The sequence below is a fragment of the Dyadobacter sp. LHD-138 genome (genome assembly GCF_030929615.1).
Lineage (GTDB): Bacteria > Bacteroidota > Bacteroidia > Cytophagales > Spirosomataceae > Dyadobacter.
Map to the genome: position 1 here is coordinate 103,323 of NZ_JAVFVU010000008.1, position 24,927 is coordinate 128,249.

The following is a 24,927-nucleotide window of genomic DNA, read 5'->3' on the forward strand; positions in this document are numbered from 1 at the left end:
ATCACGTTATGTTGTCCGGAAATTCCCCTCACAAATATTTCAGAAATCCCCAGAATTTTCGGTTCTCAAGATATTCAAATTCGCGCTCATTTGCATAAGCTTCACGCTCAAAAGATATATTAAGATAAGCCAGATGATGTTGGCGGTACTGAATCAACCGGATCAGATACTCTAAAAGATACCAGATGTAAAAAGGCAGCAGGCCCAATTCAAGCTGCTGGCGCAAATGAATGCATTCATGATACAAAAGAACTTTTCCCGGTACTTTTGTCTTCAAAAATATGAAAGGAAAAATAGCCATACCTTCCACCCAGAGGAACGAAAATGTCAGCAAATATCCCTTAAATTTCATGTCCCGCTCTTTGAATCTTAACCCAATGTTAAACAAAAAATGTTGAATTACTGAAGGAACCCCATTCAATAATTCAACATTCTTTTCTGGTCGTTTCGATGCAAAACCGAGACGTATCCAGTTTGTTTTAACAACCTATGCGCTGAACCGGCTGATATCCAAAACCTCAAATTCCACCAAACCCGCCGGCACTTTTATTTCGGCCGTTTCGCCTACTTTTTTACCTAACAATCCTTTTCCGATTGGAGAACCAACGGATATTCTGCCTGCTTTCAAATCCGCTTCTTCTTCCGAAACAAGCGTATAAGTCACCTCCATGCCGTTTTTACGGTTCTTGATCTTCACTTTGGAAAGAATAGCAACCTGAGAATTATCCATAGATGATTCATCAATCACCCGTGCGCTTGACATAATCTCCTCCAGCTTGGCAATCTTCATTTCATGCATTCCCTGTGCGTCTTTTGCAGCATCATATTCAGCATTTTCACTTAGATCACCTTTGTCGCGTGCCTCTGCAATTTGTGCAGCTATGGCAGTACGGCCTTTGGTTTTCATGTCATTCAATTCATTTTTCAGCTTGTTTAATCCTTCCTCGGTATAGTATGAAATTTTAGCCATTTCTTAATTATGTTTAATATTTTCCGATGTTTAAAATTGGGGCCAGGGCAAAAAAAAAAGAACGGTTCCAAGACCGTTCTACAAGAGTTCGTTTCAACCCGTAGTAGAAGACTAGAAAACCTTAGCTTTTCGACAGCAATATCTTTTTATCTTTTCCATTGTTTTTAATATGAACGACAAAAATAGCAATATTTGTAAATGGTAACAAGCCAAAGTTGTTAAAAGAAGATACAATCCATGACCGATAAATTAAGAATCATTTTTATGGGAACGCCTGAATTTGCTGTCCCAAGCTTAAGAAGTCTGGTAGAAAGCAATTCTAATGTAATTGCTGTAATTACCGTGCCAGATAAACCTGCCGGACGTGGTCAGAAACAAACGTCATCTCCCGTAAAAATATATGCAGAAGAACAGGGAATCCCGGTCCTTCAACCTGAAAAACTCAAAAATCCTGAGTTTATTGCCCAATTAAAGGCTTTAAATGCAGATTTGCAAGTAGTGGTTGCATTTAGAATGTTACCCGAAATTGTATGGAGCATGCCAAAATATGGCACATTTAACCTGCACGGCTCTTTATTGCCACAATATCGGGGAGCAGCCCCTATCAACTGGGCTGTGATAAATGGTGAAACGGAAACGGGTGTCACCACATTTTTCATAGAAAAGGAAATTGATACCGGCAAAATTATCTTTCAGGAAAAAGATCCGATCCAGCCGGACGACGACGCAGGTTCGGTGTATGAGCGCCTGATGGAGATCGGGGGAAAACTGGTTGTAAAAACCGTCAAAGCAATCGAAGAAGGCAATTACCCTCAGGAAGCCCAGGATGAATCCCAGGAAGTAAAAATGGCTCCGAAAATTTTCAGGGAAACCTGTGAAATTGACTGGACACAGCCTGCTGAAAAAATACACAATTTCGTACGGGGACTTTCTCCATATCCAGCTGCATGGACCACATTGAACGGACTTTCCTGCAAAGTATTCAAGACAAGCGTCACCGAAGATAACGGCCCCGGCGAACCCGGTGCATTTAAAACCGATCATAAGACTTCCCTTCAATTCCGGGCCAGTGATGTATGGCTTTCGATTGACGTTTTACAACTGGAAGGTAAAAAGAAAATGGCCGTTGGCGATTTTTTAAGAGGTATTCGTTTTTAAAGATTATTTAGTACGATAATTTTAAGATCATGAAAACAATTAAATAATATCAATATTTGTTATATTGTAATAACCGATAATTCAGAGTTAATTTTGATCTTTGTTTAATAAAAAATTAATCTCCTTAATATGAAAGTTTCATTTATAGTTGTTGTCGATAAAAAAGGCGCAATGGGATGTAACAATAGATTGCTTTGGCACCTCCCTGATGAACTAAAGTTTTTCAAAGCCCAAACAACAGGTAAAACTGTTATTATGGGAAGAAAGACTTTTGAATCTATTGGGAAAGTATTGCCGAACAGAACTAATATAATACTATCAAAAAATACAAATTATGATGTTGAGGGATGTGAAATATTAAACTCAATTCCGCAATGTGAGGTTTTTTTGGAACGTAGCGGTAGAGATAAGGAAGTTTTTGTAATTGGTGGAGAGAGTATATTTAAACAAACTTTCGAATATGCAGAAAGAATACTTATTACGGTAGTTGATGATATTTATGAAGGAGCTGATACGTATTTCCCTAACTTTGATATTATCTTCAAAAAAAATGAAAATTGGAATAAACCAAAAATGTTATTGAATCATGGTGTCGATGAAAAGCATCCTTTTTCATTTAAAACCTACGAAATTTTAAGAGATAAGAGGAAAAGTAGTAAATCAAAATCTTCCGTTGATCAGTTTTCTCTTGTCTTAGCATAAAGAGTAAACATATATCTAAAGCCCCTCGCGTCATCAGATACGAGGGGCTTTAGTCATTCACTACAGTAATTTTGTTGAAAAATTCTGTTAAACTATTCATTCTGTTACCATTCGTTACAAATTTCCCGTAAATTTGACACTTATTGACCCAGTGCAACGATAGAGAATGCTTAAAGAATTAGATACGTTAAAAGATACGCTTACCATAACGTTAACGACACCAGACACAGACAACCGTCCTATATTTATTACAGGTAACTTTTGCAAATGGCTACCGGATCTGCCTCATTATCAACTAAAAAAGATCGCTCCGGGACGTTATAGCTTCGAATTTCCGTCCGATTTCGGATTCCCGTTTCCTCTTGAATATAAATACACCCGCGGCGGCTGGGATCAGGTAGAACTTGACCGTTACGGGCAGCCTTATGGCAACCGGATTATTACTGAAAACACCGGCGTCATTGCAGATTTTGTGACCAGATGGCAAATTGACAATGCCACGAAACTGGATTTAATGCCCATTATTGAGGTTTTGTCCGAAACTTTTGAAATTCCTCAACTGCATAAAGAACGCCGTGTCCACGTACTTTTGCCACACGATTATTATGCCCAACCCGATCGGAGATATCCTGTGTTATACATGACGGATGCCCAGAATCTCTTTGGCGAAGGTTCTCCTTATGGAAACTGGCAGATTGATCGTGGCCTGGCCTCATTGTCTGGTGAGGATAAGGCCAATGTGATCATCGTCGCGATTGATCATGGCGGAGACCAGCGCGTGCAGGAATTTTCTCCGTACGATAATCCGAATTTGGGAAAAGGACTGGGGAACTTGTTCCTGAAATTTGTTACAGAAACGCTCAAACAACAAATCGATGCCAAATACAGAACGCTACCTGATCGCCTGAATACAGGAATGGGGGGAAGTTCGGTGGGTGGTTTGTTAAGCATGTATGCGGCGCTGATGTATCCAAACATTTTCGGCAGGCTGATGATTTTCTCACCTTCGCTCTGGATTTCCCGTAAAATTTATTTCGATGCGATCCACTTTTTCGAACCCTTTGAAACGCGGATATATTTGTACGGCGGTGGACAGGAAGGCTCGGAAATGATCCCGAACATCACAAAATTACAGGAAACGCTCGCGAACCAGGGATTTGGATACAGCCGCGTAAAGATTAAAACATCACTGAATCCGAAAGGAAAACACTCGGAAGAATGCTGGGGAAAAGAATTTCCAAAAGCATTGAAGTGGCTCTACTCGGGAGAATAATTTTATTCTTTAACACTAAAAAACCCTAACCTGATCCTATGCGGCAGGTTAGGGTTTTTTAGTGTTAAAGAATTCTTACAGAATAAACTGACTTAAGTCTCTGTTTTTAATCAAATGAGATAGCTTTTCATTCACCAGATCAGCTGTAACTACAATACTTGAATCTGGTCCGATCACATCCGGGATATCAAACATAAAGTCATTCAAAAGCAGGCTCATAACCGTTTGCAAACGACGGGCTCCAATATTTTCGACTTCACTGTTAACCTCAAAAGCGATCCTTGCCATTTCACGAAGCGCGCCATCTTCAAATTGTAAATCTACCCCTTCGGCTTCCATCATGGCTTCATACTGTTTCGTTAAAGCATTTTTGGGTGTCTTCAGAATTTGGTAGAAATCATTTTCGGTCAGACTGCTCAGTTCAACCCGAATCGGGAAACGCCCCTGTAACTCAGGGATAAGGTCCGACGGTTTGGCCACATGGAAAGCCCCCGCTGCGATAAAAAGAATATGATCCGTATTGATCACGCCATGCTTTGTATTCACCGCGCTGCCTTCCACGATCGGAAGTAAATCGCGCTGCACGCCTTCACGGCTAACATCTGGCCCGCTCCCGCCCGAACGGCTTGAAGCAACCTTGTCGATTTCATCGATAAAAATAATACCCAGGTTTTCAGCTTTCTGGATCGCTTCCATTTTCACTTCATCCATATCGATCAGCTTTCCAGCTTCCTCATCCAACAGCAGTTTTTTGGCTTCTCCAACGGTAACCTTGCGTTTTTTACCACGGCGCGGCACCATATTTCCAATCATTTCCTGGATATTCATCATCGAAATATCGTCCATGGCCCCACCGATCATGCCCACACTGGGCGACTGGTTTTGCTGGATTTCTATCTCTATTTTCCTTTCATCAAGCTCCCCGTTGCGAATTTTTTCACGGAAACGTTCCCGTGTCCGTTGGTTCAGTTCGTTATCATCATCCGGAATAGCGCCATTGGAATCGCCGGTATCCGGGCGTGGCTTGATCACATTGCTTCCGTGAATTGGCAGAATCAATGCATCCAGAATGATATCTTCAACGGCCTGTTCAGCCTTAATTTTTACCTCTTCTTTTTTCTGCGTCCGCACCATGCCCACAGCCTGTTCCACCAGGTCGCGCACCATACTTTCTACGTCACGGCCAACATAACCCACTTCTGTAAACTTGGAAGCTTCCACTTTTACAAAAGGCGCATCCGCGATTTTTGCCAGTCTCCGTGCAATCTCAGTTTTACCAACACCGGTCGCCCCGATCATCAGGATATTATTTGGAATAATTTCTTTTTGAATATCCTCCGGACTATTCATTCGCCTCCATCTGTTCCGCAAAGCGATCGCGACATTGCGTTTTGCGTCATTTTGTCCGATTATATACTGATCCAGTTCAAAGACAATTTGTCGTGGTGTAAGGCGGTTTAAGTGTTCGGTCATAGTGGATTTATAAAATGTACTAAACTCAATTTTCAAAAGATGTGCTCAGAACGAAGAAAAACCTGTTTTCTTGTTAAAAACGTAGACATAAACCACCCTTTTAACGCTAAAATACAAGCCCGGATATTCCATCCCATCAATATATTCTGCACAGTTTAATGTATAAAAAAATGATACCACGAGGAAATAATTCGGAACGGTAATGGCGCGTGAATCTTTTTAGTAAATTGCCGCCCGAAAAGCATTTTGATCGTCGTGCATATCAGTAGTGAAATTTACTTTTAAATAAAACTAAAAGGATTTAGCAATTGATTCGTTGATCTACAAACTGCTACAATAAACATCAAAAAAGGATTTTCCCTGACATGAAAAAAATTATCTCCTGTTTCGCTTTTTTTGCCCTTTTAACCCATTCCTACGTTTTTGCACAAACCGTCCCCAAGTCAACCAATCTCGTTGATTTTGTTAATCCACTGATGGGGACTCAGTCGAAATTCAGTTTATCATCCGGTAACACCTACCCGGCCATCGCATTGCCCTGGGGGATGAATTTCTGGATGCCTCAAACGGGAAAAATGGGCGATGGATGGAGTTATATGTATGACGCTGAAAAAATCCGCGGCTTCAAACAAACGCACCAGCCAAGTCCATGGATCAACGATTACGGTCAGTTTTCGGTCATGCCGATGACGAGCCTGAAAATTGATGAAAATGCCCGTGCAAGCTGGTTTTCACACAAAGCAGAGACAGTTAAGCCAAATTATTACAAAGTATATCTGGCAGATTATGACGTTACAACGGAAATAACACCCACCGAACGTGCTGCCCAGTTCCGTTTCACCTTCCCAAAATCGGACAGCTCCTATGTCTTACTGGATGCTTTTGACAGAGGTTCTTATGTGAAAATTATTCCTTCCGAGCGCAAAATCATTGGTTATACGACAAAAAACAGTGGTGGTGTTCCGGCGAATTTCAAAAACTACTTTGTATTGGTTTTTGATAAAGATTTCAAGTTCTCATCGGCCTGGAACAACAAGAAAATTGCCAAAGACACCCTTGAAGTTAAGGCAAACCACGTGGGCGCGATTGTCCGTTTTGAAACAAAAACAGGCGAAAAAATTGGTTTGAAAGTGGCTTCATCGTTCATTAGCTACGAGCAAGCTGAGCGAAACATGACCACCGAACTTGGCAGTGATACCTTTGACCAGACACAGGAAAAAGGCCGCAAAATATGGAATCAGGAGCTTTCACGCATTACCGTTGAAGGCGACAACCTCGACGAAATCCGCACATTTTACTCTTGCCTTTACCGCGTATTGCTATTCCCAAGAAAGTTCTACGAATTTGACGCAAAAGGAAAAGTAGTGCATTACAGCCCTTACAATGGCGAAGTTCGTCCGGGTTACATGTTCACTGACAATGGCTTCTGGGATACTTTCCGCGCCGTTTTCCCTTACTTCACGCTGATGTACCCTACGATGAACGCCCACATCATGGAAGGCTTGGCTAACGCCTACGACGAAAGCGGATTTTTGCCTGAATGGGCAAGTCCTGGTCACCGTGACTGCATGATCGGTTCAAATTCAGCCTCTCTGATCACGGATTCATACGTAAAGGGTATCCGCGGCTACGACATCAATAAATTGTACGATGCAATTATCAAAAATACCAGCCATGCCGGACCAGTAAGCTCCGTTGGCCGTTTCGGACATGATTACTACAACAAATTGGGTTATGTTCCTTACGATGTAAAAATCAACGAAAACGCAGCCCGTACATTGGAATATGCTTATGCCGATTTCTGTATTGCTCAATTGGCAAAAGAATTGAAAAAACCACAGGCCGAGATTGACTTATACCTGAAAAGAAGCCAGAATTACCGTAATCTGTTTGATCCGCAAACAAAATGGATGCGTGGAAAAAATGAGGACGGAAAGTTCCAGACGCCTTTCAATCCGTTCAAATGGGGTGATGCATTTACCGAAGGGAACAGCATTCACTACACCTGGTCGGTTTTCCAGGATGTGAAAGGTCTTGTAGGTTTGATGGGTGGCGGAGAAGCGTTTGTTCAAAAACTGGATTCTGTATTTACCATGCCTCCAATTTTTGACGACAGCTATTATGGTTTCCCGATTCACGAAATCCGCGAAATGCAGATCATGAACATGGGTAACTATGCACACGGCAACCAGCCGATCCAGCACATGATCTATCTGTATAACTATGCAGGAGCACCTTCAAAAGCACAATTTTGGCTGCGTCAGGTGATGAAAAAGCTCTATCAGCCAACGCCGGACGGTTATTGCGGAGACGAAGACAACGGACAAACTTCTGCCTGGTATGTGTTCTCTTCATTGGGTTTTTACCCTGTAACACCGGGAACAACCCAATACGTAATCGGTTCGCCACTTTTCAAAAAAGCAACGATCACGATGGAAGATGGTAAGAAATTCACGATTGAATCACCAAAAACGAGCGCTGCAAACCTGTATGTTGACGGTGCAACCATGAACGGAAAACCATACGGCAATACCTATCTTGAACACAAGGATATTCAAAAAGGTGGAACACTTCAGTTTAATATGATCAGCACGCCTTCAAAAGCGTGGGGTATCAAACCGGAGGCTGCGCCGTTTTCACTAACAAAATAGTGCTCAGTTTAAGGTTACCCAGAGGGGCACGGAGTTAAAAAAGGAGGGACACGGAGAATTTTTCTTAATGAAAACTCTGTGTCTCTCCTTTTTAACTCCACGGTTCTCTGTGTAACCTTAAACACGTGGAATAATTGCTTTGAAGCTTAATAAACCTCACCATCAGCAAGCTGGATTTGATCAAATAGAAAATAAAAAAACTCCACCCGATATTCTTATCTTTGAACATTATCCATTCCCAAAAACTGTTATTATTCATCCTGAACTTATGAAAAAGAATTTTTTATCACTAAAAAAGAATATCCCTCTGGCCCTGGGAAGTATGCTGCTGTTGGCCTCACTGGGCTTAATGAGTAATAACTTTTCGCTGCCCGAAGAAAAAAAAACTGGAATATCCGAAGCTGATTTAAGAGTTGATACCGTTGCCAAAGGCCTGACTATGCCCTGGGCAACTGCATTTTTGCCGGGTGGTGAATTATTGGTAACGGAACGTGGCGGTAAATTACGACTGGTTAAAAATGGCGTGCTTGATCCTACCCCAATTTCAGGCGTCCCTGAGGTATATTACAAAGGACAAGGCGGCTTGCTTGATGTGGCACTTCACCCTGATTATGCAAAAAACGGCTGGATATATATCAGCTATTCTTCTCCAAAACAAGCCGGCGAAGAAGGTGATGACAACGGTGCCAATACCGCGCTGATCCGTGCCAAACTGAAAGACCATGCGCTGGTTGAAATTCAGCACTTATTCAAAGCTATTCCCAATGTGAAAGCCAATGTGCACTTTGGCGGACGTATAGTTTTTGACAAAAAAGGCTATGTATTCCTTTCTCTGGGCGAGCGCGGACAAAAAGAAAACTCGCAAAACCTGGGTAAAGATCAGGGAAAAGTAGTTCGCTTGCATGAAGATGGAAAAATCCCGACGGATAATCCTTTTGTAAAAACAGCAGGCGCAAGACCTGAGATATGGACTTACGGCCACAGAAATCCGCAGGGCATGGTGATTAACCCAACAACCGGCGTGATCTGGGAACATGAACACGGGCCTCAAGGCGGCGACGAGCTTAACATCATCGAAAAAGGTAAAAACTATGGCTGGCCATTGATCACCTTCGGGATTGATTATGACAACAGTATTATTTCAAAAGATACGGCTCGTGCAGGTTTGGAACAACCCGTTGTTTACTGGCGCCCATCGATCGCACCATGCGGAATGACTTTCGTAACCAGTCCGAAATTTAAGGAATGGAACGGTGATTTGCTGGTTGGTTCTTTGAAATTTGCTTATCTGCAACACCTTAAAGTGAAAGGTAACAAAGTATTGAGCCGGGAAATTATTTTTGAAAAACTGGGCCGCGTTCGTGACGTTCGTCAGGGGCCCGATGGAAATATTTATGTAGTGCTTGAAAACTCCGGAAAGATTGTTCGTATCAGTCCGAAAGCTTAAAATCACTTTTGAGAGGCTTTATCAAATCATTGATAAAGCCTCTTTTACCAATTACCAAGGCAATTATTCACATGAAATCGATATTACTACTCCTTTCAGGCATTATTTTTTGTTCGGCTGTTTTTCCGGATCAGGACGATGAACTTGAAAAAAGCATCGCACGAGGAAAAGGAATTTATTCCGAAAACTGTATCACCTGTCATATGGGCGCCGGCGAGGGAATTCCAGAGACTTTCCCCCCATTGGCGAAAGCAGATTACCTCACCAAAACACCCGAAAAAGCGATCCATGCAATCAAATTTGGTCTGCAAGGTAAAATTCTTGTAAACAACATTGCGTTTGATAACATGATGCCAGCCCCCGGACTTGATAATGAAGAAATAGCGGATGTAATGAATTATATCCTGAACGCCTGGGGAAATTCGTCTGAAAAGAAAATGGTTACGGCAAAGATGGTGGAAGCCGTGAAGGAAAAGTAACCGGTCGTCCTAATACCACGCCAATTCGGGAATCATTAAGAGGTATTTATTCATTGGGAATAGATACCTCTTTTATTTTCAACTATGTCAAAACGTTGTTGCGATTATTGATCTCGCCTTCGTCATAATGCATTGATTGAAAAAGCTAATGCCAAAACTACACCATGCGTTCCACAGGAACGCCGCGTATAACTAACTTCCTCAAAATCTTCTACCCACGAAGTCTGCCGAAGGCAGATGACTCCACCCTTTTAACCATCCCAGAGCCGAAACGATTTTTTCTGTGCCCTCGGCACAATTCGTTGGTGGAAAAGCTGAGTAAATTCAACCATGCGTTCCAACAGGAATGCTTCGTGCGGCTTACAAGCCCACAAATGGCTACCAACTAAATCTGCCCAAAGCAGACAATACAACTTTTAAATAAATCCGGAAGGCGTTACACTAAAATTACATGTCAGAATATTTATTTTTAAATATTCTAAATAAATTCTTGTTGCATATAAATTCTACACATACTTTTGAATTAATTAAATTTAGTCTAAATAATAACCATGATCATCCACGTAGCAGGCAGAAGCTCCAAGCAATTCGCGCCTGAATACTGCTACAAATTCTGATTAACCCGTAAACTCTTGTTATGTCCAAATTACAACTTAACTCCATTTCTTATTCCCGCAATGCATTTGATATCGCCATGCTGATTCTGCGCGTAGGATTTGGAATTTTAATGATACCGCATGGCTATGCCAAATACCTGGGATTTGCCGAAAAACAAAATGAATTCATGGATTTCATGGGACTTGGCCCTGCCGCTTCACTTATCCTTGCCATTTTCGCTGAACTGGTTTGCAGTGCTATGCTTGTACTCGGTCTTTTCACGCGTGCCGCCACCGTTCCGCTGATCGTTACCGCTATCGTAATCACTTTTATGGCACACGACGGCGATGTCTTCGGGAAGGCCTATGGTGGTTTCTCCTATCTCCTGGTTTACCTCGTTTTATTATTGGTGGGGCCGGGAAAATACAGTCTGGATGGGCTCATTTTATCAAAACAACCGAAATACTAATCGGCCTGTTACTAATATTTTTAAAAGTAAAACTCAATTTTTTTTCATACAAAACGCGACGGCGAACCGTCCTGATCAACAATGAAACGCAATATCCTTTTACTCGCTATCGCATTTTTCCTTCATACGGGCAGTCTTTTTGCTCACGCACTTTGGATAGAAACCAATACAACCGGTAAAGCCGGACAGAAGCAAACCATCAAAATTATTTATTCAGAGCCAAACGATAAGCCTGAAAAAATCGCTGACTGGTATTCTGATGTAAAAGAATTTACATTGTGGCTTACCGGTCCTGACAAGCAGAAGGTGAAACTTACGACCAACGCTGCCGACGATCATTTCACTTCGGAATTTACACCTGAAACAGACGGTGTTTACACCATCACAGTTAGTCACACAGCAAAAGAACTTGGCGGAAAAACAAAGTATCAGTTCAATGCAAGCGCAATCGTTGCCGTGGGGAAATCACTGGTTGGAAATGACCCGGCTCTCAATGCGAATGATATCAGCGTTTATGCTGACGCAAGCAAAACTTACAAGGTTAACAAGCCAATTCAGCTGACGGGTTTCTTCAAGGAAAAACCGTCAGAAAAACTACAAGTAGCTGTGCATGCGCCTAGCGGATGGAATAAAGAAATCAATACCGATGCGCAGGGCGTGGCTGAATTTACACCGGTCTGGGCTGGAAAGTATAGTATTGAAGCTTCCAAAAGCGAAAAAGAAGAAGGTGAACACAACGGAAAAAATTACACTTCGGTGTGGCGCTGCGCGACGCTTCTGGTTGACGTAAAATAATAACCAGGTGCTTGCATCAAAAAATAAGCGACCCGGTTTTCTAACAAAACCGGGTCGCTTATTTTTTTACAGACAATCTCATTGTCTTTTATTTTTGAAGAAAGCGCTCAATATTGTAATCCACGCACAGTTAAATCCCGTTATTTCGATATGCCAGCGTTGATCAAAACACTTTCGGAGGACGCATAAAACTTCTCATAAACACCCAGATATTGCTTATGCACGTCTTTGTCTGGCTCAAAAATTGTGCTCACCGGTGTAAAGAAGTCCAGATCCGACAATTCCTTCGCCAGCCCCAGCGCTTTCAATCCCATCATAGCGGCGCCCACAGTTCCCGTATCGACGGTCTCATTCAAAGCCACCGGCGTTCCGAAAACATCGGCCAGCATCTGCACCCAGAACGGGCTATGTGCAAACCCCCCGTTGGCATAAATCGTTTTGACCTTTTGCGTTTCCAGTAGAATTTTCCCGATGCTGTAAATATTCAGGTGAATACCTTCCATGACGGCTCTCGCAAAATGCGGTTTGGTGTGCTGAATATCCAGTCCGAGGAAACCGCCTCTTACCGCAGAACTCCACAATGGCGCTCTTTCGCCTAACAAATATGGGAAAAACAAAAGTCCGTCCGATCCGGGATTTACCTGTGTTGCGGCATCAAAAATCTGGTTATAATCGCTGTCTGAGAAGAAAGTATTCTTCAGCCATTCGAACACTACGGCTCCGTTATTTGAAGGCCCTCCTACCACATAGGTATCGTCATCGAGAATATAACAGAAAGTCCGCATCGTTTCATCCAGATATGGCACATCGGAACAAATTCTGGCCGCGCCACTCGTTCCGATGGTAATGGCCATCGTTCCCTTTCGAATCGCTCCACTCCCCAGATTTGCCAGACAGCCGTCGCTGGCCCCCATGATCAAGGGCGTTCCTTCGGGTAATTTAAAATCATTTCCGGAAGGCAGTTTTTCTATATGATAGGTAGAAACCGCTTTCGACAACCGGTTTTCATCCAGGCCAATTTTTTCGAGCGTCCACGCATCCCATTTTTTACTTTTGATATTAAAAAGACCCGTAGCAGACGCAATCGAATAATCGACAACAAATTGTCCGGTAAGTTTGAAAATAATATATTCCTTAATTCCGATAAACTTGTCGGTTTTTTCGAATACATCCTTTTCATTTTCTTTGAGCCAGATGAGTTTGCAAGCCGGTGTCATGGCATGAACAGGCGTACCATTATGCTGGTACATTTTTTTCCCATCTGCGGATGGGCGTAATTTTTTCGCGATCTCGGCGCTTCGGTTATCCGCCCAAATGATGAGATTAGTCAGGTTTTTACCGTTTTTATCCATGCACAAAATGCTGTGCATGGCAGAGCTAAAACTGATTCCGATGGGCTCTCCCTGCGGTTTACATATTTCACAGACTTTCTGAATGGAGTTGCAGACCGCGTTGAAAATATCATCCGGATTTTGTTCGCTCCATTCCGGCTGGGGATGAAGCATTTCATATCCTTCGCTGTGTGAAGCCAGTATTCCGGCAGAATCAGAGTCAAAAGCAGTAGTTTTAACGTTTGTAGTACCTATATCACAACCGATTATAAAAGACATTTCGAAAGGGCCTGGATTGAATTTTATTACCCGACAAATGTATCATATTCTGCTCTTACACACTATAAATTATTTCGGTGTTCCTCCCGACCGTATCACAAATCTTCTTCTAACCTATGGGGATCGGACGATTGGGTATCAAATGGATGATCAAACAAAATTTCACCAAGAGCCTCCTCTTTAACTAATTTTTATTATTTTCGCATCAGTAAAATAATACTATTCAAATTTTTATTGAACCATGACTGACGACGTACACGTACATAGCAAACCAGAAGGTGCTTCTCTTGGCGCTTCTATCGCGATATTTTTATTTTTGGTAATTATCCTTGCGGTATTTGGGGATCTTTTCGTATTCACCCTTGGATTGATCGGTCTTGTGATAACATTCGCTGCGTTTTACAAAGATCATTCAGCAGACGACCATCATTGATACTCCTTCGTTTCAGTTTAACCTGAAATGAGAAATTATATCATTATCGAACGGCCATTTCGGGAAGCGATTTTATGACCTTCCATGCGAGTTGGCCGTTTGTTTTGTTTATCACCCATTCCTCTTCAAAAACCTTAGTATCTTCAAGGTCACGATACTCGGCCACGAGCTTATCACCATTGAGCCTCAACATCGCAAATCCGTTATAACCTAGTTGGTGACCAGCCAATTCCATCCTGATACGCCGGTCATAAAAATCAATCTTTTCCAGATCTTCTTTACTTTCAGGCATTTGCAGTTCAACCGGCAATCCTCCATGTCCGAGGCAGCGCCCAAATGCCAAGGGCCCCTTCCCATTGGTCCCAGACTTATAAATGACCAGGCGATGATCATGCCCCCAAAACCAGATAACCGGCCGGTCCGATTTACCTAACAATTTCTGTAACTGCGCCCCCGGTCTTGTATATTCTTCCCGAAATGCAGAAATGTAAGGATGGTGACTTAGAAAAACGATACCTCTTTTATCCTCAGGATCACCAATTTTCACAACATTGCGCAACCAGTCAACCTGCTCTTTTCGCAGATGACAGTCAGGCGGAGAAATTATTTCCAGCAAAGGACGGCTTACCGAGGTATACCCTGTGTCAATACCAATAATCCTCCAATACTCGTTTTCCAAACAGAAAAAGCCAGCCTGCTGGGTTTTCCGTTCCTTTCCTTCCTTTGCGTACATCGCTGGCAATAAATGCTGAAAAAATGCATTTCCATTGGAATACATTTCATGATTGCCAGACAAAACCAAACTCCCCGATGCGCCATAATACCAGGACGCGTACGGAGCCGTAAAATTTTGTTCAATCTCTTTTGGCGTGCCCACAAAGTATACATCGCCCAAATGGATCGTGTAATCTGGCGCATAACGAGCGGTTAAATGTGCCACAGCATCCGACTCTGCCGTATCACTGGCCCAATCTGACAGTAATGCAACCGTTATCTCAGTTCGGTCCGGAACAGAAGCTTGTAAGCGATAAACGCCATTGTCTCCGTTTCTGGGATATGCCTGGTAGGGATGCCTGGGCCCGAAACGGCTGCGTAGGTAGTGCCAGGCAAAACCGATAAGGTTTCTTTTAAAAAATTCTGAAATGACACGCGATACAGACGACTTATCCTGTACATATTTTTCAAAAAGTTCCTGTTGCGTTTTAGCGTGATTTTCTGCCTCGCTGTGGCCTAAGGTTAAATATTTTTTTGCACGTTCTTCGGCTGATTCACTCATCTATAATATCATTTACAACCGTTACGTCATATGTAACTGTATATCACAATTTTAACACTTCGAACAATAATAGACAATCAATAAATAACAGCAAATATTCTTGATTTCGACTCGGGGATACTGTAAATTCCAGACAAATATTAATCAAAAAACAAGCCAAATGAAAAAATTACTACTTTCTGCCATGATGTTGTTGACAACACAGGCACTGTTTGCCCAGGTTATGACCGCCAAAATGGTCACTGAATGGGAAAGAGCAAAAAATTACACGAAAGCTTATCTGGATGTGATGCCAGAGGACGGCTATGCATTTAAACCTACACCGGAAATTCGCTCGTTCGCACAGCAAATGGGCCATATTGCCGATGCTAACTTTGCATTTGCAGCCGCCGCCACTGGTAAACCGAGTCCTTTCGAAGGTTCAGTTGAAAAAATGGCTGATCAATCAAAAGCGGCTGTGAGCAAAGCCACACTTGAAAGCTACGATTTTATCATCAATTCATTAAAAGGCATGAGTGATTCAGATCTGCCAAAGAATATTAAAATATTCGGCATGGAGTCAAAATCTGGCGTTGCGTTTGAAAAAGCGTTTGAACATCAGACACATCACCGCGGACAAACTACGGTGTACATTCGTATGAAAGGGGTAAAACCGCCACAGGAAATGCTGTTCTAGTGAAACGGTTTTTATTAAAATACACAACTCCGTCATGAGATCCATGGTGGAGTTGTGTATTTTTGGGCTTTGAATATCCAGTTTTTAATCAACAAAGTCTGCGTGAAGGATCAGCTTAACTCGAATAACAAACCACTATACCGCATCCCTGACTTATTTACCGGTTTAGCGAATCTCGTTTCGGGAGAAAGTACCCGTCACGGTGGTGTTAGCTCCGGACCTTACAATTCCCTGAATCTCGGCGGGTCAACATTGGATAATCCCGATAACGTCGCAGAAAATAACAGACGTTTTTTTGAATCTCTGGGCATTCCTCTGTCGCAGGTTGCCAAGTCACATCAGGTACACGGTTCTGAAATCCTGGTTGTTACCCAGGCAGGCCGGTTTGACGGTTATGACGCCTTAATCACCAACGTTCCTGCCGTTCAGTTGTCCGTCACCATTGCCGATTGTACACCTATATTAATTTTTGATCCTGTAAAAAAAGCAGTTGCCGCAGTTCATGCAGGCTGGCGTGGAACGGTCCAGCAAATTGTACTAAAAACAGTAAAACTGCTTCAGGAAACTTATGGATCAAATCCGGCAGATTGTCTCGCTTTCGTGGGCACCTGCATCGATGCATGCTCTTTTGAAGTAGGCGAAGAAGTTGCAGAAAACTTCCAGTCCGACTACAAAAGCCGGGACGAACAAACAGGCAAGTTTTTCGTTGATTTGAAAGCTGCTAACCGCTCCCAGCTTATTGAAGCCGGTGTGAAGCCAGAAAATATAGAAGTCTCTCCCTACTCTACCGTCATTCATAACGAAGACTATTTTTCATACAGAAAAGAAAAAGGACTAACAGGCAGGCTGCTCGCTACCATTGGAATAAAAGAATAAGCCTGCAAGGTCGTGGTCATTTTTTAACAACCACGACCTTGTTTTTAAACTGTCGCTTATTCCCGTTCGCATCAAACAAATCCGTTAGTAGGAGGTAATAGCCCGTTCGAACCACCTCTCCGCTTTCATCCCGTCCATCCCAACGCATCTCCCCCGTCGCTCCTATCATTTGATTTCTGACCAGGTTTCGCACGAAACGGCCAGTTATATCATAAATCCTGACCGTTGCAATTTGCCCTGACGAAGTCAGTTTGTATTTCAGTACTGCAAAATGACCTGTACCTCCATAATCCGGCGTGAATGCATCGGGCTCTATCTCAAAAATATCCTCATCTACTTCTGACTTCATTTGGGAATTTGTATAACCTGGTGTTGCATTGCCCACATTGTAAGCAGCCGAATGCCAGTTTTCCTGATGTTGGGAAGGAGTAAAAACATCTTTTTTTTCAAGTGAAATACCCTTCGCTGCGTGAATGAGCGGGTCGTGCATCTTTTCGGTATAGTCAAAACGGTCAAAAATCCTTCCATCGGCGTCTTTCAAAACCACACCTCCGGCCGTATTTGAAAATGCAGGTAATGCTGATACTTCCAAAAAATGTCTGGTTTTATCAGTTGGATATAACTGCTTCACCAATACCTGGTCTGTGGTTAATGCCAGACAGCTAAAAGGCAAAAGGATAAATGTATCGTCGGTAATAGTTTTAAAAACATCGGGCTCCCCGTTTTTGATATTACCCAGCGACCAGTTTTTCAAGCTGATAAACTTGGCAGTGTTATTATATATTTCAACAAAATCAACACCATTATCCGGTGGATTAAACAATATTTCGTTTAACACAACATCCCCGGAATCGGCCTTGGACGGCAACCCGATGAGCATCTCAGCCTCGCGTAGCAGGTTTCCGGCACAGTCGGAGAGATTCTTTACAGAAACCGTATACTTTACATTTTCTAAAAAGGGCGAGTTCACTGTCAGGATTACGTTCCTGAACCCGGGTGATTCCAGTTTCTTTTTCAAAATCTTCCTGCCAGAAACCGTTATCAAAGCCCCAGCGACTGCATTCAGGCTGTCCAGTTTTTCATCCGCTGTAATCCGTAATTCATTCGCTGAAATAATATCTAAATATTGTATTTCCGGAGGGATGAGATCCGGATTACTTGCTGAAATGCTATTCACTTTCCCTGGCGTACCTCCTTTCGGATCCGCAGATACAGCCCAATTGGTGCGTTGCCCGCAAGGATTTCCGCTATCAAGCATTTCCAGGGAATACCCGCCGTCTCTTTTATCCGTTGGCCACAAGTTTAGCGAATAACTTACCGAAAACACCAGCTGGTTAGTCGGCGAGTATAGGGACAAAGTAGCACCGTCATTGGCCAATGAAAAAGGCCCAAGGGGAATAACGTTTCCATAATTCCGCATCTGATCAGCCTGAGCGGCGCTGCAAAGAATCACATAGTCATGCGCACCAAGAACAGCATCAGGGAAAACCCAGGACCTGCCTCCAATCGTTAGTTTCCAGTTTTTTAAAGAAAGGGGCTGGGCAGACGGGTTGAACAATTCAATGTATTCAACTTCCGGCAAACCAATAGCCGGTATGGGATCGGCCAGAATTTCGGTAATGACAACACGGTTATAACCCTGTTCCGTACAAACATTTCCAACTGACAAGCAGATCAAAAGAAGGCATATTCCCGTGTATCCTGACATAGCTGCGTTCCGGTTAACAAACTGGTTTACCTAATACGGAATAACGCCGTTTTGGTAACAATTCCACTTAACGGATCACGGAAAAGCATGCTCTAAACAAAAAAATTCAACCCTTTTCAGAGTTGAATAGATATATCTTGTCAGATAAAATCGGTCCCTTTAAAACTATTTGTTTTCTTCAGGTTTTGCCAGTGCAGCAGTTTTCGCAGGAGCAGGTGTCGGTTTTGCAACTGCCTTAGCGGCCGGAGCTGGTTTAGGAGCTGCTGTTTTTACCGGAGGGGTTGCAACCGGCTTGGCAACTGCTGAGGCAACAGGTGTTGCTGGCTTGGCAGCTTTTCCTGCGTTTTTCTTATCTTTTTTAGACTCCTTTTTAGGTGATTTTGATTTCTTCTCCGCATTCTTAGCCTCTTTTGCTTTTCTTTTTTCCTCGTCTTTTGCAAATTTGGAAACTTTTTTAGCCAGCTTGGCTGCTGCTTTTTCTATCGATTTTTTTATCTTTTTCGAATTAGCAGATACCGCATCAAGTTTCACGACTAATACTTCTGCGATTTCGGTAGTAAGTTTTTTTGTTGCGGATTTCATAATCAGAAAATTATTTAAATAAATAAGATATGAATAACTAAACAGCTAATACAATCAATTTTAGCTCATTATTAAATTAATTAGTTCTCTATCTTTCAACCTACAAATACCGACTATTAATTTCAAAAGAGCAAATATAACGCGTTATATTTATGTTAAATTTTTACTTACAAATTCCCACAACACGATCCCGGCAGAAACGGAGACATTGAACGAATGTTTGGTCCCAAACTGAGGTATTTCAACACATGCGTCAGAAACGGCAATAACATCATCAGCAACTCCTTCAACCTCGTTTCCAAAAACAAATGCGTAAGGCACATTGCTTTCAGGTGCAAAATCTTGTAGTAATGTACTCCCCTCAGCCTGTTCTACTGAGATAATCCGATAGCCCTCTTCCTGCAATTTTCTTACCGCGCCCAACGTCGTTTCTTCCTTTTCCCAAATTACAGAATTTTCGGCACCTAACGCACTTCTGGTGATTTCTCTGTGCGGAGGATGTTGCGTATAACCACACAGAATTAATTTCCGTGCCCTAAATGCGTCCGCAGTCCGAAAAAAAGAACCGACATTATTCAGGCTCCTGATATTATCCAATACAATCACAAATGGAAACTTATCCGATTCCTTAAATTCTTCCACCGACAACCGATTCATTTCTTCAATGAGCAGTTTACGCATTTTATTCACTTTATTCTAAAAGTTCAACATCATTTTCACGACAAACATACGACGGTTTGATACAACTTATATAAGTTTCTCATTTGAACATTAAATAAACCAACTATGATTCTCAAATTAAAACCCATGAAAAAAAAACAGATACCAGGCACAATGACCCAATATCTGCTGCAAGACAATAAGCTTAAATTCTTAATTATCGATCAACTTTATTTTCGTAATTAATTCTACAATATTCTTCACACCCATTTTCTCAAAAATACGGGCCTTGTAAGTACTCACCGTAGACAACTGAAGGTTTAGCTTTTCCGCAATTTTGGCCGTACCAAAACCTTCTTTGAGCAAGTTCATGACATCCTTTTCTCTCGGAGATAAACTCACGATCGGATCCGGAAGAAACTCCTTAGGATTGATCAGCCTGTTGATATTAATCTGCTGCATATCCGCGCTCATGTATTTTTTATTATCCAGCACGCTCAGCACAGCCGTCTTGAATTCATCCTCCGCAGCATCTTTTGACAGATAACCATCAGCTCCCGCCTGAAGATAAAGCAAGCCATACAGCTGTTCATCATAGCTCGAAAACATGAGTATCCGAATATCAGGGCGCTTTATCCTGATTGTTTCAATCATTTTAGTATTATTCCCGCCAGGGATATTGATATCCAGAATAAGAAGATCAAAAGTCTGATTCCCTAGTTCCAAAAGTACTTTTTGAAACGTATCCACCCCGGTAATTTGAGATTCCGGAATCAGAGATTTTAGGAGGTGCTTGGTCCCGATTCGTACAACTGCGTGATCCTCGGCAATAAGTATGTGCTTCATGAAAATTTTATATACTAAATGACAGTAGAAATAGTATTACCCCAAAGTTAGAATTTATCGCGAATGAAAACACTAAAATATTAGCACAATTCTAAATACCTGGTAACCAGATGTAATAACTCTCTAATGAATGAATAAAAACAATAATATATTTAATGCAAAATAACCTCTATTCAACACGCAAATGACTATGCTTTTAAAAAATCACTTGCCTGACAGTCATAGAAATCAAGTCAAAGTTACATTGAAGGTACAAGTTATAAATTTTAGTTAAAATAAAGTCAAAAACCTATACCCTATATTTATTTTCTACTCGAAATTTTATTTTCTGCTATTAATGTACAAAGATATTTCGATAAAAAAAATGAATTTATATTGAACGGATATATCGTTGATCGCTATAAAAAGGATCATTTTTATTCGATATGGTACAGAATTAATTTAATTAGTTCTTACACAAGCCACTACAATAAATTCTAAAAATTCTCTGATATATTCAACAATAAGATAGTAAAAATTCAAAATTGCGATTCAGAAACAATTATTCAGATCATTTGAATGCTCCATACGCTTCTTCCTTTAAGTTAAAATGATAAATTTGATGAGGCATTCTCCCGAATCAATCACACACATTATAAAATAGCTAAAATTGAGTAATCCCGCCTTTACCTGGATTTATGATCAACTGGAAACACGTCTGTATATCCAAAATCCCGAAAATGAATATTCTGCTAACTTTGAAAGTTATCTTTTCAACACCGCAAAGCACCAAAATACACAGGCATCTCAGACGTTTTATACATTCTGCCTTTTCAGACTTCCTGAATCCGGCGCCATTGCATCAATTTCTTTTGTCAAAAAATCCCGGAACACCTTTATTTCACCTGCAAAAGCTCCATTCGGTGGAATACAACGACATCCTGACTGCAATGCGTATGAATTAACGTTTTTTATTTTCTGCATCGAAAAATGGGCACAAAAAAACAACGTAAAATCACTAACAATTAAGAGCGCGCCAGCCTGCTATGATCCAATTTTCCATAACCTTTTGCATAGAATTTATTTAATGGGGGAATATCAGGCAACCGAGCAAATCAACCACCACATTGAAATTACAAATCGCGTTTTCAATCAGCGCATAAAAAAATCTGAATGCAGACGATTAACTAAATGTAAAAATGCAGGCTTTACGGTCGGTCTTGACCAGACATCTTCTTCACAAAATATTTACCAATTCATCCGGGATAGCTTTTTAACCAAACAATACAAATTATCAATCTCCGAAGACCAATTTAACATCCTGACAACAACATTCTCCAAAGAAATTCTAGTGTTTTCCGTCAGAGATGCCCATCAACTTATAGCCGTGTGCGTAACCGTGCGTGTTAGCAAAAATGTACTCTACAATTTTATCCCGACCGACCTGCTTTCTTATAGAAGATTCAGTCCCATGGTGCTGCTGTTCGAGGAGATTTACAATTATTGCCAAAAAGAAAGGATTGAAATTTGGGATCTGGGCACGTCAAACGACCATCATGGCATAATCAAGCCTGGTCTGGTATGTTTTAAGGAAAATATGGGTGGGGTAAAATCTTCAAAAATTTGTTATCATAAAATCCTGGTTTAAAACATCACACTTCTAGAATCATAACCATTTACCAACACTGGCTACTTTCAATGATCCTGACTGATAGTCAAATTAAGGATACAAATCCCGCATTCACGCGTTGTATTTTTAAATGATAATGCAAATTTAATTCGTTAAGCCTTTCCTCAGAAAACTCTCTTTTTCCTCTTATCTTCGGCAAAATATTTGAGCATTGTAATGAAATTAAAAACAATAAAGACAATCCTGGGTCACCCGTTAAATAAAAACAGAAAGGTAAAAGCACTTTTAACATTTCTAAAAAGGGGAATTGTAATTCGTTTACATAAACATCCGATGGTCTATCCTTTTGTTGAAAATGTTTCATTGGTTGTTGACAGAGGCATGTCCAGTGCAGAGCTTCAGATATATACCGGCCTTTATGATACCAACGAAATGTTTTTCGTGATGCATTATTTACGGTCAGAAGATACTTTTGTGGATGTAGGTGCGAATATTGGCGTATATTCAGTGCTGGCATCCGGAATAACCGGGGCAAAATCGCTATCATTTGAGCCTATCCCCTCGACTTTTGCGAACCTGAAACGCAATATCAATTACAACAATTTACAGGATAAAACAGAATTATTTAACCTTGGGGTTGGCGATAAAGAGGAAACGTTGGTATTTTCGAACACATTGGATGCCATAAACCATGTAATCAACGACAATACCTTTGGCGGGCCCGTCACTGAAGTCCCGGTAAATTCCCTTGATAACTTATTAAAGGGAAAGAACATCAATCTTCTTAAAATTGATGTGGAAGGATTTGAAGCCAATGTGATTAATGGTGCAACTTCAACCCTGGAAAGACCTGAGTTGAAAGTCATTATTATGGAAACGAACGGACTTTCTGACCAATATGAATTTGGGCAGAATTACATTCACGACAAACTTCTCGGTCTTGGGTTTGTACCTTATAACTATCTTCCGACGGAAAGAAAACTTACCAAAATAACTTCAACAAACCCGGAAAACACGATTTATATCAGAGATCTTGCGTTTGTTGAAAACCGAATCAAATCATCCCGCAAAATCAAACTTGGTGATGTGTTGATCTAACGATAATTTCCCAGCAATACGGCTGCTGAAATTATTTCAGCCATTTGCGTTGAAAAGATAATACCAGTTCATTAATCTCAACCGAAACCTGCATTCGGATGATAAACGTCGCAAACAAAATTACGAGTACTCCTGAACGCAAAACCAATACCATCATGGCTGAAAACACCGTACGGGTATAATCCGGCACCAAAAATGTAAGCGCGTACAAAATGACCAGAATGACCGTAACCTGTAAAGTTTTGTTGGTAAAAGGCAGCACCCCAAATTTCTTCCAGACAAACAACATTCTGACCATCGAATAGACAAAAGTAGTAAAGGCGGTTGCAATGGCTGCTCCCAAAAAACCGTAAAGGGGAATCAACCAAAGGTTTAGCAAAAAACCGATGATGGCAGAGGCCACGATAAACAACGTGGCAAATCTGAAAAATTTCGAGTATAAAATTATTTCGGTATTTAACCCGGTTGCAATATCGAATACCTTAACCATGGCTAAAAAAAGGACTACGTACTTTCCTTCCGAATAAGTATCTCCCTTCGGAAGTAAAAAGAAAATATCGTCAATACTGGCCCAAATAAGTAAAAAAACGACTCCGCCGGCAATCAGTTGATTCAATGCAGACTTCTGATTCATGGTCCGCACATGTCCAAAATCACCTTTTGTCAGTGAAGAGGCCAATAGTGGAATCGATATCTGCGCGATGGCTTTTCTGGGTATTTCGATGATGCTGGCAATGTAAGAAGCGATAATAAATATCCCCGCACTAACCAGTCCTCTTTCGCCTGCCACCATCGACCGGTCAATAAACAACATCAGGTTTACCCCAATTCCTCCGAGCAAGGTAAAACCGCCGTAGGCCAGCATCTGGCGCATCGTCATCGATGTCAGTATCGTCCTGTTTGGAAATTTCCAATACCATTTCCCAAGACTCCTGATGTAACCAATTAAAATCAGCACGCCCAGGCCATAGGATGCGATCAGAAGATACAGCATAGTGTCAAAACTTAACCATCCGATCCCAAACGTAAAGATCAAAAGTACATTTGCCAGTTTTAAATATACCTCCCGAATAAAACTGGGTACCGCAATCCTCGCATTATTACGACAATATGCCTCCAAAACGGTAATATAAATCCAAAAAATTGTTAACGGAATTACCAGAAAATGATACTTCAACAACATCGGGGACTTCTCTGCGTAATACGCGTGAATAGCCGGCGTAAACAACAGATAAATGGTTGCAAAAAGCAATGCGCCTACAAAGGGTAAAAACAGTAGGAAAGGAAGAATTCCGTTGTGTTTTTCTTCATCATCCCGAAACAGGCTGAAAAATTTGTCCGCGATAAAGGGCGTTCCTAAATGCGCAAATGCCGAAAATAGCAGGCTATTTTCAAACAATAACCGGGATAACGCGTACTGCTCTACGGATAGAAACTTCGTAGAAACGTACATAACATTGACAATACCAATCCCTACTCCGATATAAGACCCTAAGCCCGCTTTAAGACTCTGACGAACAACAATTCCCACTATAAAAG

Annotated in this window: 23 protein-coding genes; 14 read left to right on the forward strand and 9 right to left on the reverse strand. The window is 41.5% G+C overall.

What is annotated here, in order from left to right; all coding sequences use genetic code 11:
* Positions 1-28: 28 nt before the first annotated feature.
* On the reverse strand, positions 29-352 hold the full coding sequence (locus tag RB622_RS08115; RefSeq protein ID WP_308046057.1) for a hypothetical protein: 324 nt from the start codon (positions 350-352) through the stop codon (positions 29-31).
* Between the two features lie 135 nt (positions 353-487).
* Positions 488-970, reverse strand: coding sequence for a transcription elongation factor GreA (gene greA / locus RB622_RS08120; RefSeq protein ID WP_308046058.1), 483 nt, complete (start codon positions 968-970; stop codon positions 488-490).
* A 237-nt stretch (positions 971-1,207) separates the two neighbouring features.
* Here greA and fmt point away from each other — a divergent pair, with 237 nt between their 5' ends.
* From fmt to RB622_RS08135, 3 genes are all read left to right on the forward strand, one after another.
* Positions 1,208-2,128 carry a methionyl-tRNA formyltransferase gene (gene fmt / locus RB622_RS08125; protein ID WP_308046059.1) on the forward strand — a complete coding sequence of 307 codons (921 nt, stop codon included), beginning with the start codon at positions 1,208-1,210 and terminating at the stop codon, positions 2,126-2,128.
* A 129-nt stretch (positions 2,129-2,257) separates the two neighbouring features.
* The gene (locus RB622_RS08130; RefSeq protein WP_308046060.1) at positions 2,258-2,830 is read left to right on the forward strand and encodes a dihydrofolate reductase; all 573 of its coding nucleotides are present in this window, start codon (positions 2,258-2,260) and stop codon (positions 2,828-2,830) included.
* A gap of 166 nt (positions 2,831-2,996) precedes the next feature.
* On the forward strand, positions 2,997-4,103 hold the full coding sequence (locus tag RB622_RS08135) for an alpha/beta hydrolase-fold protein (RefSeq protein WP_308046061.1): 1,107 nt from the start codon (positions 2,997-2,999) through the stop codon (positions 4,101-4,103).
* A 75-nt stretch (positions 4,104-4,178) separates the two neighbouring features.
* Here the strand turns inward: RB622_RS08135 and hslU are convergent, their stop codons facing one another.
* Positions 4,179-5,576 carry an ATP-dependent protease ATPase subunit HslU gene (gene hslU, locus RB622_RS08140; protein ID WP_308046062.1) on the reverse strand — a complete coding sequence of 466 codons (1,398 nt, stop codon included), beginning with the start codon at positions 5,574-5,576 and terminating at the stop codon, positions 4,179-4,181.
* Positions 5,577-5,941: 365 nt separating this feature from the next.
* On the opposite strand from hslU, the gene RB622_RS08145 reads away from it, so the two are divergent.
* The 5 genes from RB622_RS08145 to RB622_RS08165 all read left to right on the forward strand — a co-directional run bounded on the left by RB622_RS08145 (position 5,942) and on the right by RB622_RS08165 (position 12,014).
* Entirely contained in the window at positions 5,942-8,227 is a 2,286-nt protein-coding gene (locus tag RB622_RS08145; protein WP_308046063.1) for a GH92 family glycosyl hydrolase, read from the forward strand.
* A gap of 268 nt (positions 8,228-8,495) precedes the next feature.
* Complete coding sequence (locus RB622_RS08150; RefSeq protein WP_308046064.1) at positions 8,496-9,674, forward strand: PQQ-dependent sugar dehydrogenase; 1,179 nt, start codon at positions 8,496-8,498, stop codon at positions 9,672-9,674.
* 71 nt (positions 9,675-9,745) lie between these two features.
* A complete protein-coding gene (locus RB622_RS08155) occupies positions 9,746-10,153 on the forward strand; it encodes a cytochrome c (RefSeq protein ID WP_308046065.1) in 408 nt (135 codons plus the stop codon).
* A 637-nt stretch (positions 10,154-10,790) separates the two neighbouring features.
* Positions 10,791-11,219: a DoxX family protein gene (locus tag RB622_RS08160; protein ID WP_308046066.1), complete on the forward strand. Its 429-nt coding sequence runs from the start codon at positions 10,791-10,793 to the stop codon at positions 11,217-11,219.
* 81 nt (positions 11,220-11,300) lie between these two features.
* Positions 11,301-12,014 carry a DUF4198 domain-containing protein gene (locus tag RB622_RS08165; protein WP_308046067.1) on the forward strand — a complete coding sequence of 238 codons (714 nt, stop codon included), beginning with the start codon at positions 11,301-11,303 and terminating at the stop codon, positions 12,012-12,014.
* Between the two features lie 140 nt (positions 12,015-12,154).
* On the opposite strand, the gene RB622_RS08170 is transcribed toward RB622_RS08165, so the two are convergent.
* Positions 12,155-13,624 (reverse strand): gluconokinase, encoded by a 1,470-nt coding sequence (locus RB622_RS08170; protein ID WP_308046068.1) that lies wholly within the window; start codon positions 13,622-13,624, stop codon positions 12,155-12,157.
* Between the two features lie 241 nt (positions 13,625-13,865).
* On the opposite strand from RB622_RS08170, the gene RB622_RS08175 reads away from it, so the two are divergent.
* Positions 13,866-14,057, forward strand: a complete 192-nt coding sequence (locus RB622_RS08175; protein WP_308046069.1) for a hypothetical protein — start codon at positions 13,866-13,868, stop codon at positions 14,055-14,057.
* A 43-nt stretch (positions 14,058-14,100) separates the two neighbouring features.
* On the opposite strand, the gene RB622_RS08180 is transcribed toward RB622_RS08175, so the two are convergent.
* A complete protein-coding gene (locus RB622_RS08180) occupies positions 14,101-15,333 on the reverse strand; it encodes a metallophosphoesterase (protein ID WP_308046070.1) in 1,233 nt (410 codons plus the stop codon).
* A 160-nt stretch (positions 15,334-15,493) separates the two neighbouring features.
* Between RB622_RS08180 and RB622_RS08185 the strand changes: the two genes are divergently transcribed.
* Positions 15,494-16,009, forward strand: coding sequence for a DinB family protein (locus RB622_RS08185; protein WP_308046071.1), 516 nt, complete (start codon positions 15,494-15,496; stop codon positions 16,007-16,009).
* A 102-nt stretch (positions 16,010-16,111) separates the two neighbouring features.
* Positions 16,112-16,885 (forward strand): peptidoglycan editing factor PgeF, encoded by a 774-nt coding sequence (pgeF, locus tag RB622_RS08190; RefSeq protein WP_308046072.1) that lies wholly within the window; start codon positions 16,112-16,114, stop codon positions 16,883-16,885.
* A gap of 16 nt (positions 16,886-16,901) precedes the next feature.
* Here the strand turns inward: pgeF and RB622_RS08195 are convergent, their stop codons facing one another.
* Complete coding sequence (locus RB622_RS08195) at positions 16,902-18,593, reverse strand: lamin tail domain-containing protein (protein WP_308046073.1); 1,692 nt, start codon at positions 18,591-18,593, stop codon at positions 16,902-16,904.
* Between the two features lie 169 nt (positions 18,594-18,762).
* Between RB622_RS08195 and RB622_RS08200 the strand changes: the two genes are divergently transcribed.
* The gene (locus RB622_RS08200; RefSeq protein WP_308046074.1) at positions 18,763-19,197 is read left to right on the forward strand and encodes a hypothetical protein; all 435 of its coding nucleotides are present in this window, start codon (positions 18,763-18,765) and stop codon (positions 19,195-19,197) included.
* Positions 19,198-19,325: 128 nt separating this feature from the next.
* On the opposite strand, the gene RB622_RS08205 is transcribed toward RB622_RS08200, so the two are convergent.
* A complete protein-coding gene (locus tag RB622_RS08205) occupies positions 19,326-19,856 on the reverse strand; it encodes an RNA methyltransferase (RefSeq protein WP_308046075.1) in 531 nt (176 codons plus the stop codon).
* 192 nt (positions 19,857-20,048) lie between these two features.
* Positions 20,049-20,681 carry a response regulator transcription factor gene (locus RB622_RS08210; protein ID WP_254561375.1) on the reverse strand — a complete coding sequence of 211 codons (633 nt, stop codon included), beginning with the start codon at positions 20,679-20,681 and terminating at the stop codon, positions 20,049-20,051.
* A 649-nt stretch (positions 20,682-21,330) separates the two neighbouring features.
* On the opposite strand from RB622_RS08210, the gene RB622_RS08215 reads away from it, so the two are divergent.
* Positions 21,331-22,308, forward strand: a complete 978-nt coding sequence (locus RB622_RS08215; protein ID WP_308046076.1) for a hypothetical protein — start codon at positions 21,331-21,333, stop codon at positions 22,306-22,308.
* Between the two features lie 198 nt (positions 22,309-22,506).
* A complete protein-coding gene (locus tag RB622_RS08220) occupies positions 22,507-23,388 on the forward strand; it encodes an FkbM family methyltransferase (RefSeq protein ID WP_308046077.1) in 882 nt (293 codons plus the stop codon).
* A 31-nt stretch (positions 23,389-23,419) separates the two neighbouring features.
* Here RB622_RS08220 and RB622_RS08225 read toward each other — a convergent pair whose 3' ends face one another.
* Positions 23,420-24,919 carry a polysaccharide biosynthesis C-terminal domain-containing protein gene (locus RB622_RS08225; RefSeq protein WP_308046078.1) on the reverse strand — a complete coding sequence of 500 codons (1,500 nt, stop codon included), beginning with the start codon at positions 24,917-24,919 and terminating at the stop codon, positions 23,420-23,422.
* Positions 24,920-24,927: the final 8 nt, after the last annotated feature.

Bases quoted from the DNA above. Each gene is read 5' to 3' on its own strand.
- RB622_RS08115 (WP_308046057.1), bottom strand. From the start codon at position 352: ATGAAATTTAAGGGATATTTGCTGACATTTTCGTTCCTCTGGGTGGAA.
- greA (WP_308046058.1), bottom strand. From the start codon at position 970: ATGGCTAAAATTTCATACTATACCGAGGAAGGATTAAACAAGCTGAAA.
- fmt (WP_308046059.1), top strand. From the start codon at position 1,208: ATGACCGATAAATTAAGAATCATTTTTATGGGAACGCCTGAATTTGCT.
- RB622_RS08130 (WP_308046060.1), top strand. From the start codon at position 2,258: ATGAAAGTTTCATTTATAGTTGTTGTCGATAAAAAAGGCGCAATGGGA.
- RB622_RS08135 (WP_308046061.1), top strand. From the start codon at position 2,997: ATGCTTAAAGAATTAGATACGTTAAAAGATACGCTTACCATAACGTTA.
- hslU (WP_308046062.1), bottom strand. From the start codon at position 5,576: ATGACCGAACACTTAAACCGCCTTACACCACGACAAATTGTCTTTGAA.
- RB622_RS08145 (WP_308046063.1), top strand. From the start codon at position 5,942: ATGAAAAAAATTATCTCCTGTTTCGCTTTTTTTGCCCTTTTAACCCAT.
- RB622_RS08150 (WP_308046064.1), top strand. From the start codon at position 8,496: ATGAAAAAGAATTTTTTATCACTAAAAAAGAATATCCCTCTGGCCCTG.
- RB622_RS08155 (WP_308046065.1), top strand. From the start codon at position 9,746: ATGAAATCGATATTACTACTCCTTTCAGGCATTATTTTTTGTTCGGCT.
- RB622_RS08160 (WP_308046066.1), top strand. From the start codon at position 10,791: ATGTCCAAATTACAACTTAACTCCATTTCTTATTCCCGCAATGCATTT.
- RB622_RS08165 (WP_308046067.1), top strand. From the start codon at position 11,301: ATGAAACGCAATATCCTTTTACTCGCTATCGCATTTTTCCTTCATACG.
- RB622_RS08170 (WP_308046068.1), bottom strand. From the start codon at position 13,624: ATGTCTTTTATAATCGGTTGTGATATAGGTACTACAAACGTTAAAACT.
- RB622_RS08175 (WP_308046069.1), top strand. From the start codon at position 13,866: ATGACTGACGACGTACACGTACATAGCAAACCAGAAGGTGCTTCTCTT.
- RB622_RS08180 (WP_308046070.1), bottom strand. From the start codon at position 15,333: ATGAGTGAATCAGCCGAAGAACGTGCAAAAAAATATTTAACCTTAGGC.
- RB622_RS08185 (WP_308046071.1), top strand. From the start codon at position 15,494: ATGAAAAAATTACTACTTTCTGCCATGATGTTGTTGACAACACAGGCA.
- RB622_RS08195 (WP_308046073.1), bottom strand. From the start codon at position 18,593: ATGTCAGGATACACGGGAATATGCCTTCTTTTGATCTGCTTGTCAGTT.
- RB622_RS08205 (WP_308046075.1), bottom strand. From the start codon at position 19,856: ATGCGTAAACTGCTCATTGAAGAAATGAATCGGTTGTCGGTGGAAGAA.
- RB622_RS08210 (WP_254561375.1), bottom strand. From the start codon at position 20,681: ATGAAGCACATACTTATTGCCGAGGATCACGCAGTTGTACGAATCGGG.
- RB622_RS08220 (WP_308046077.1), top strand. From the start codon at position 22,507: ATGAAATTAAAAACAATAAAGACAATCCTGGGTCACCCGTTAAATAAA.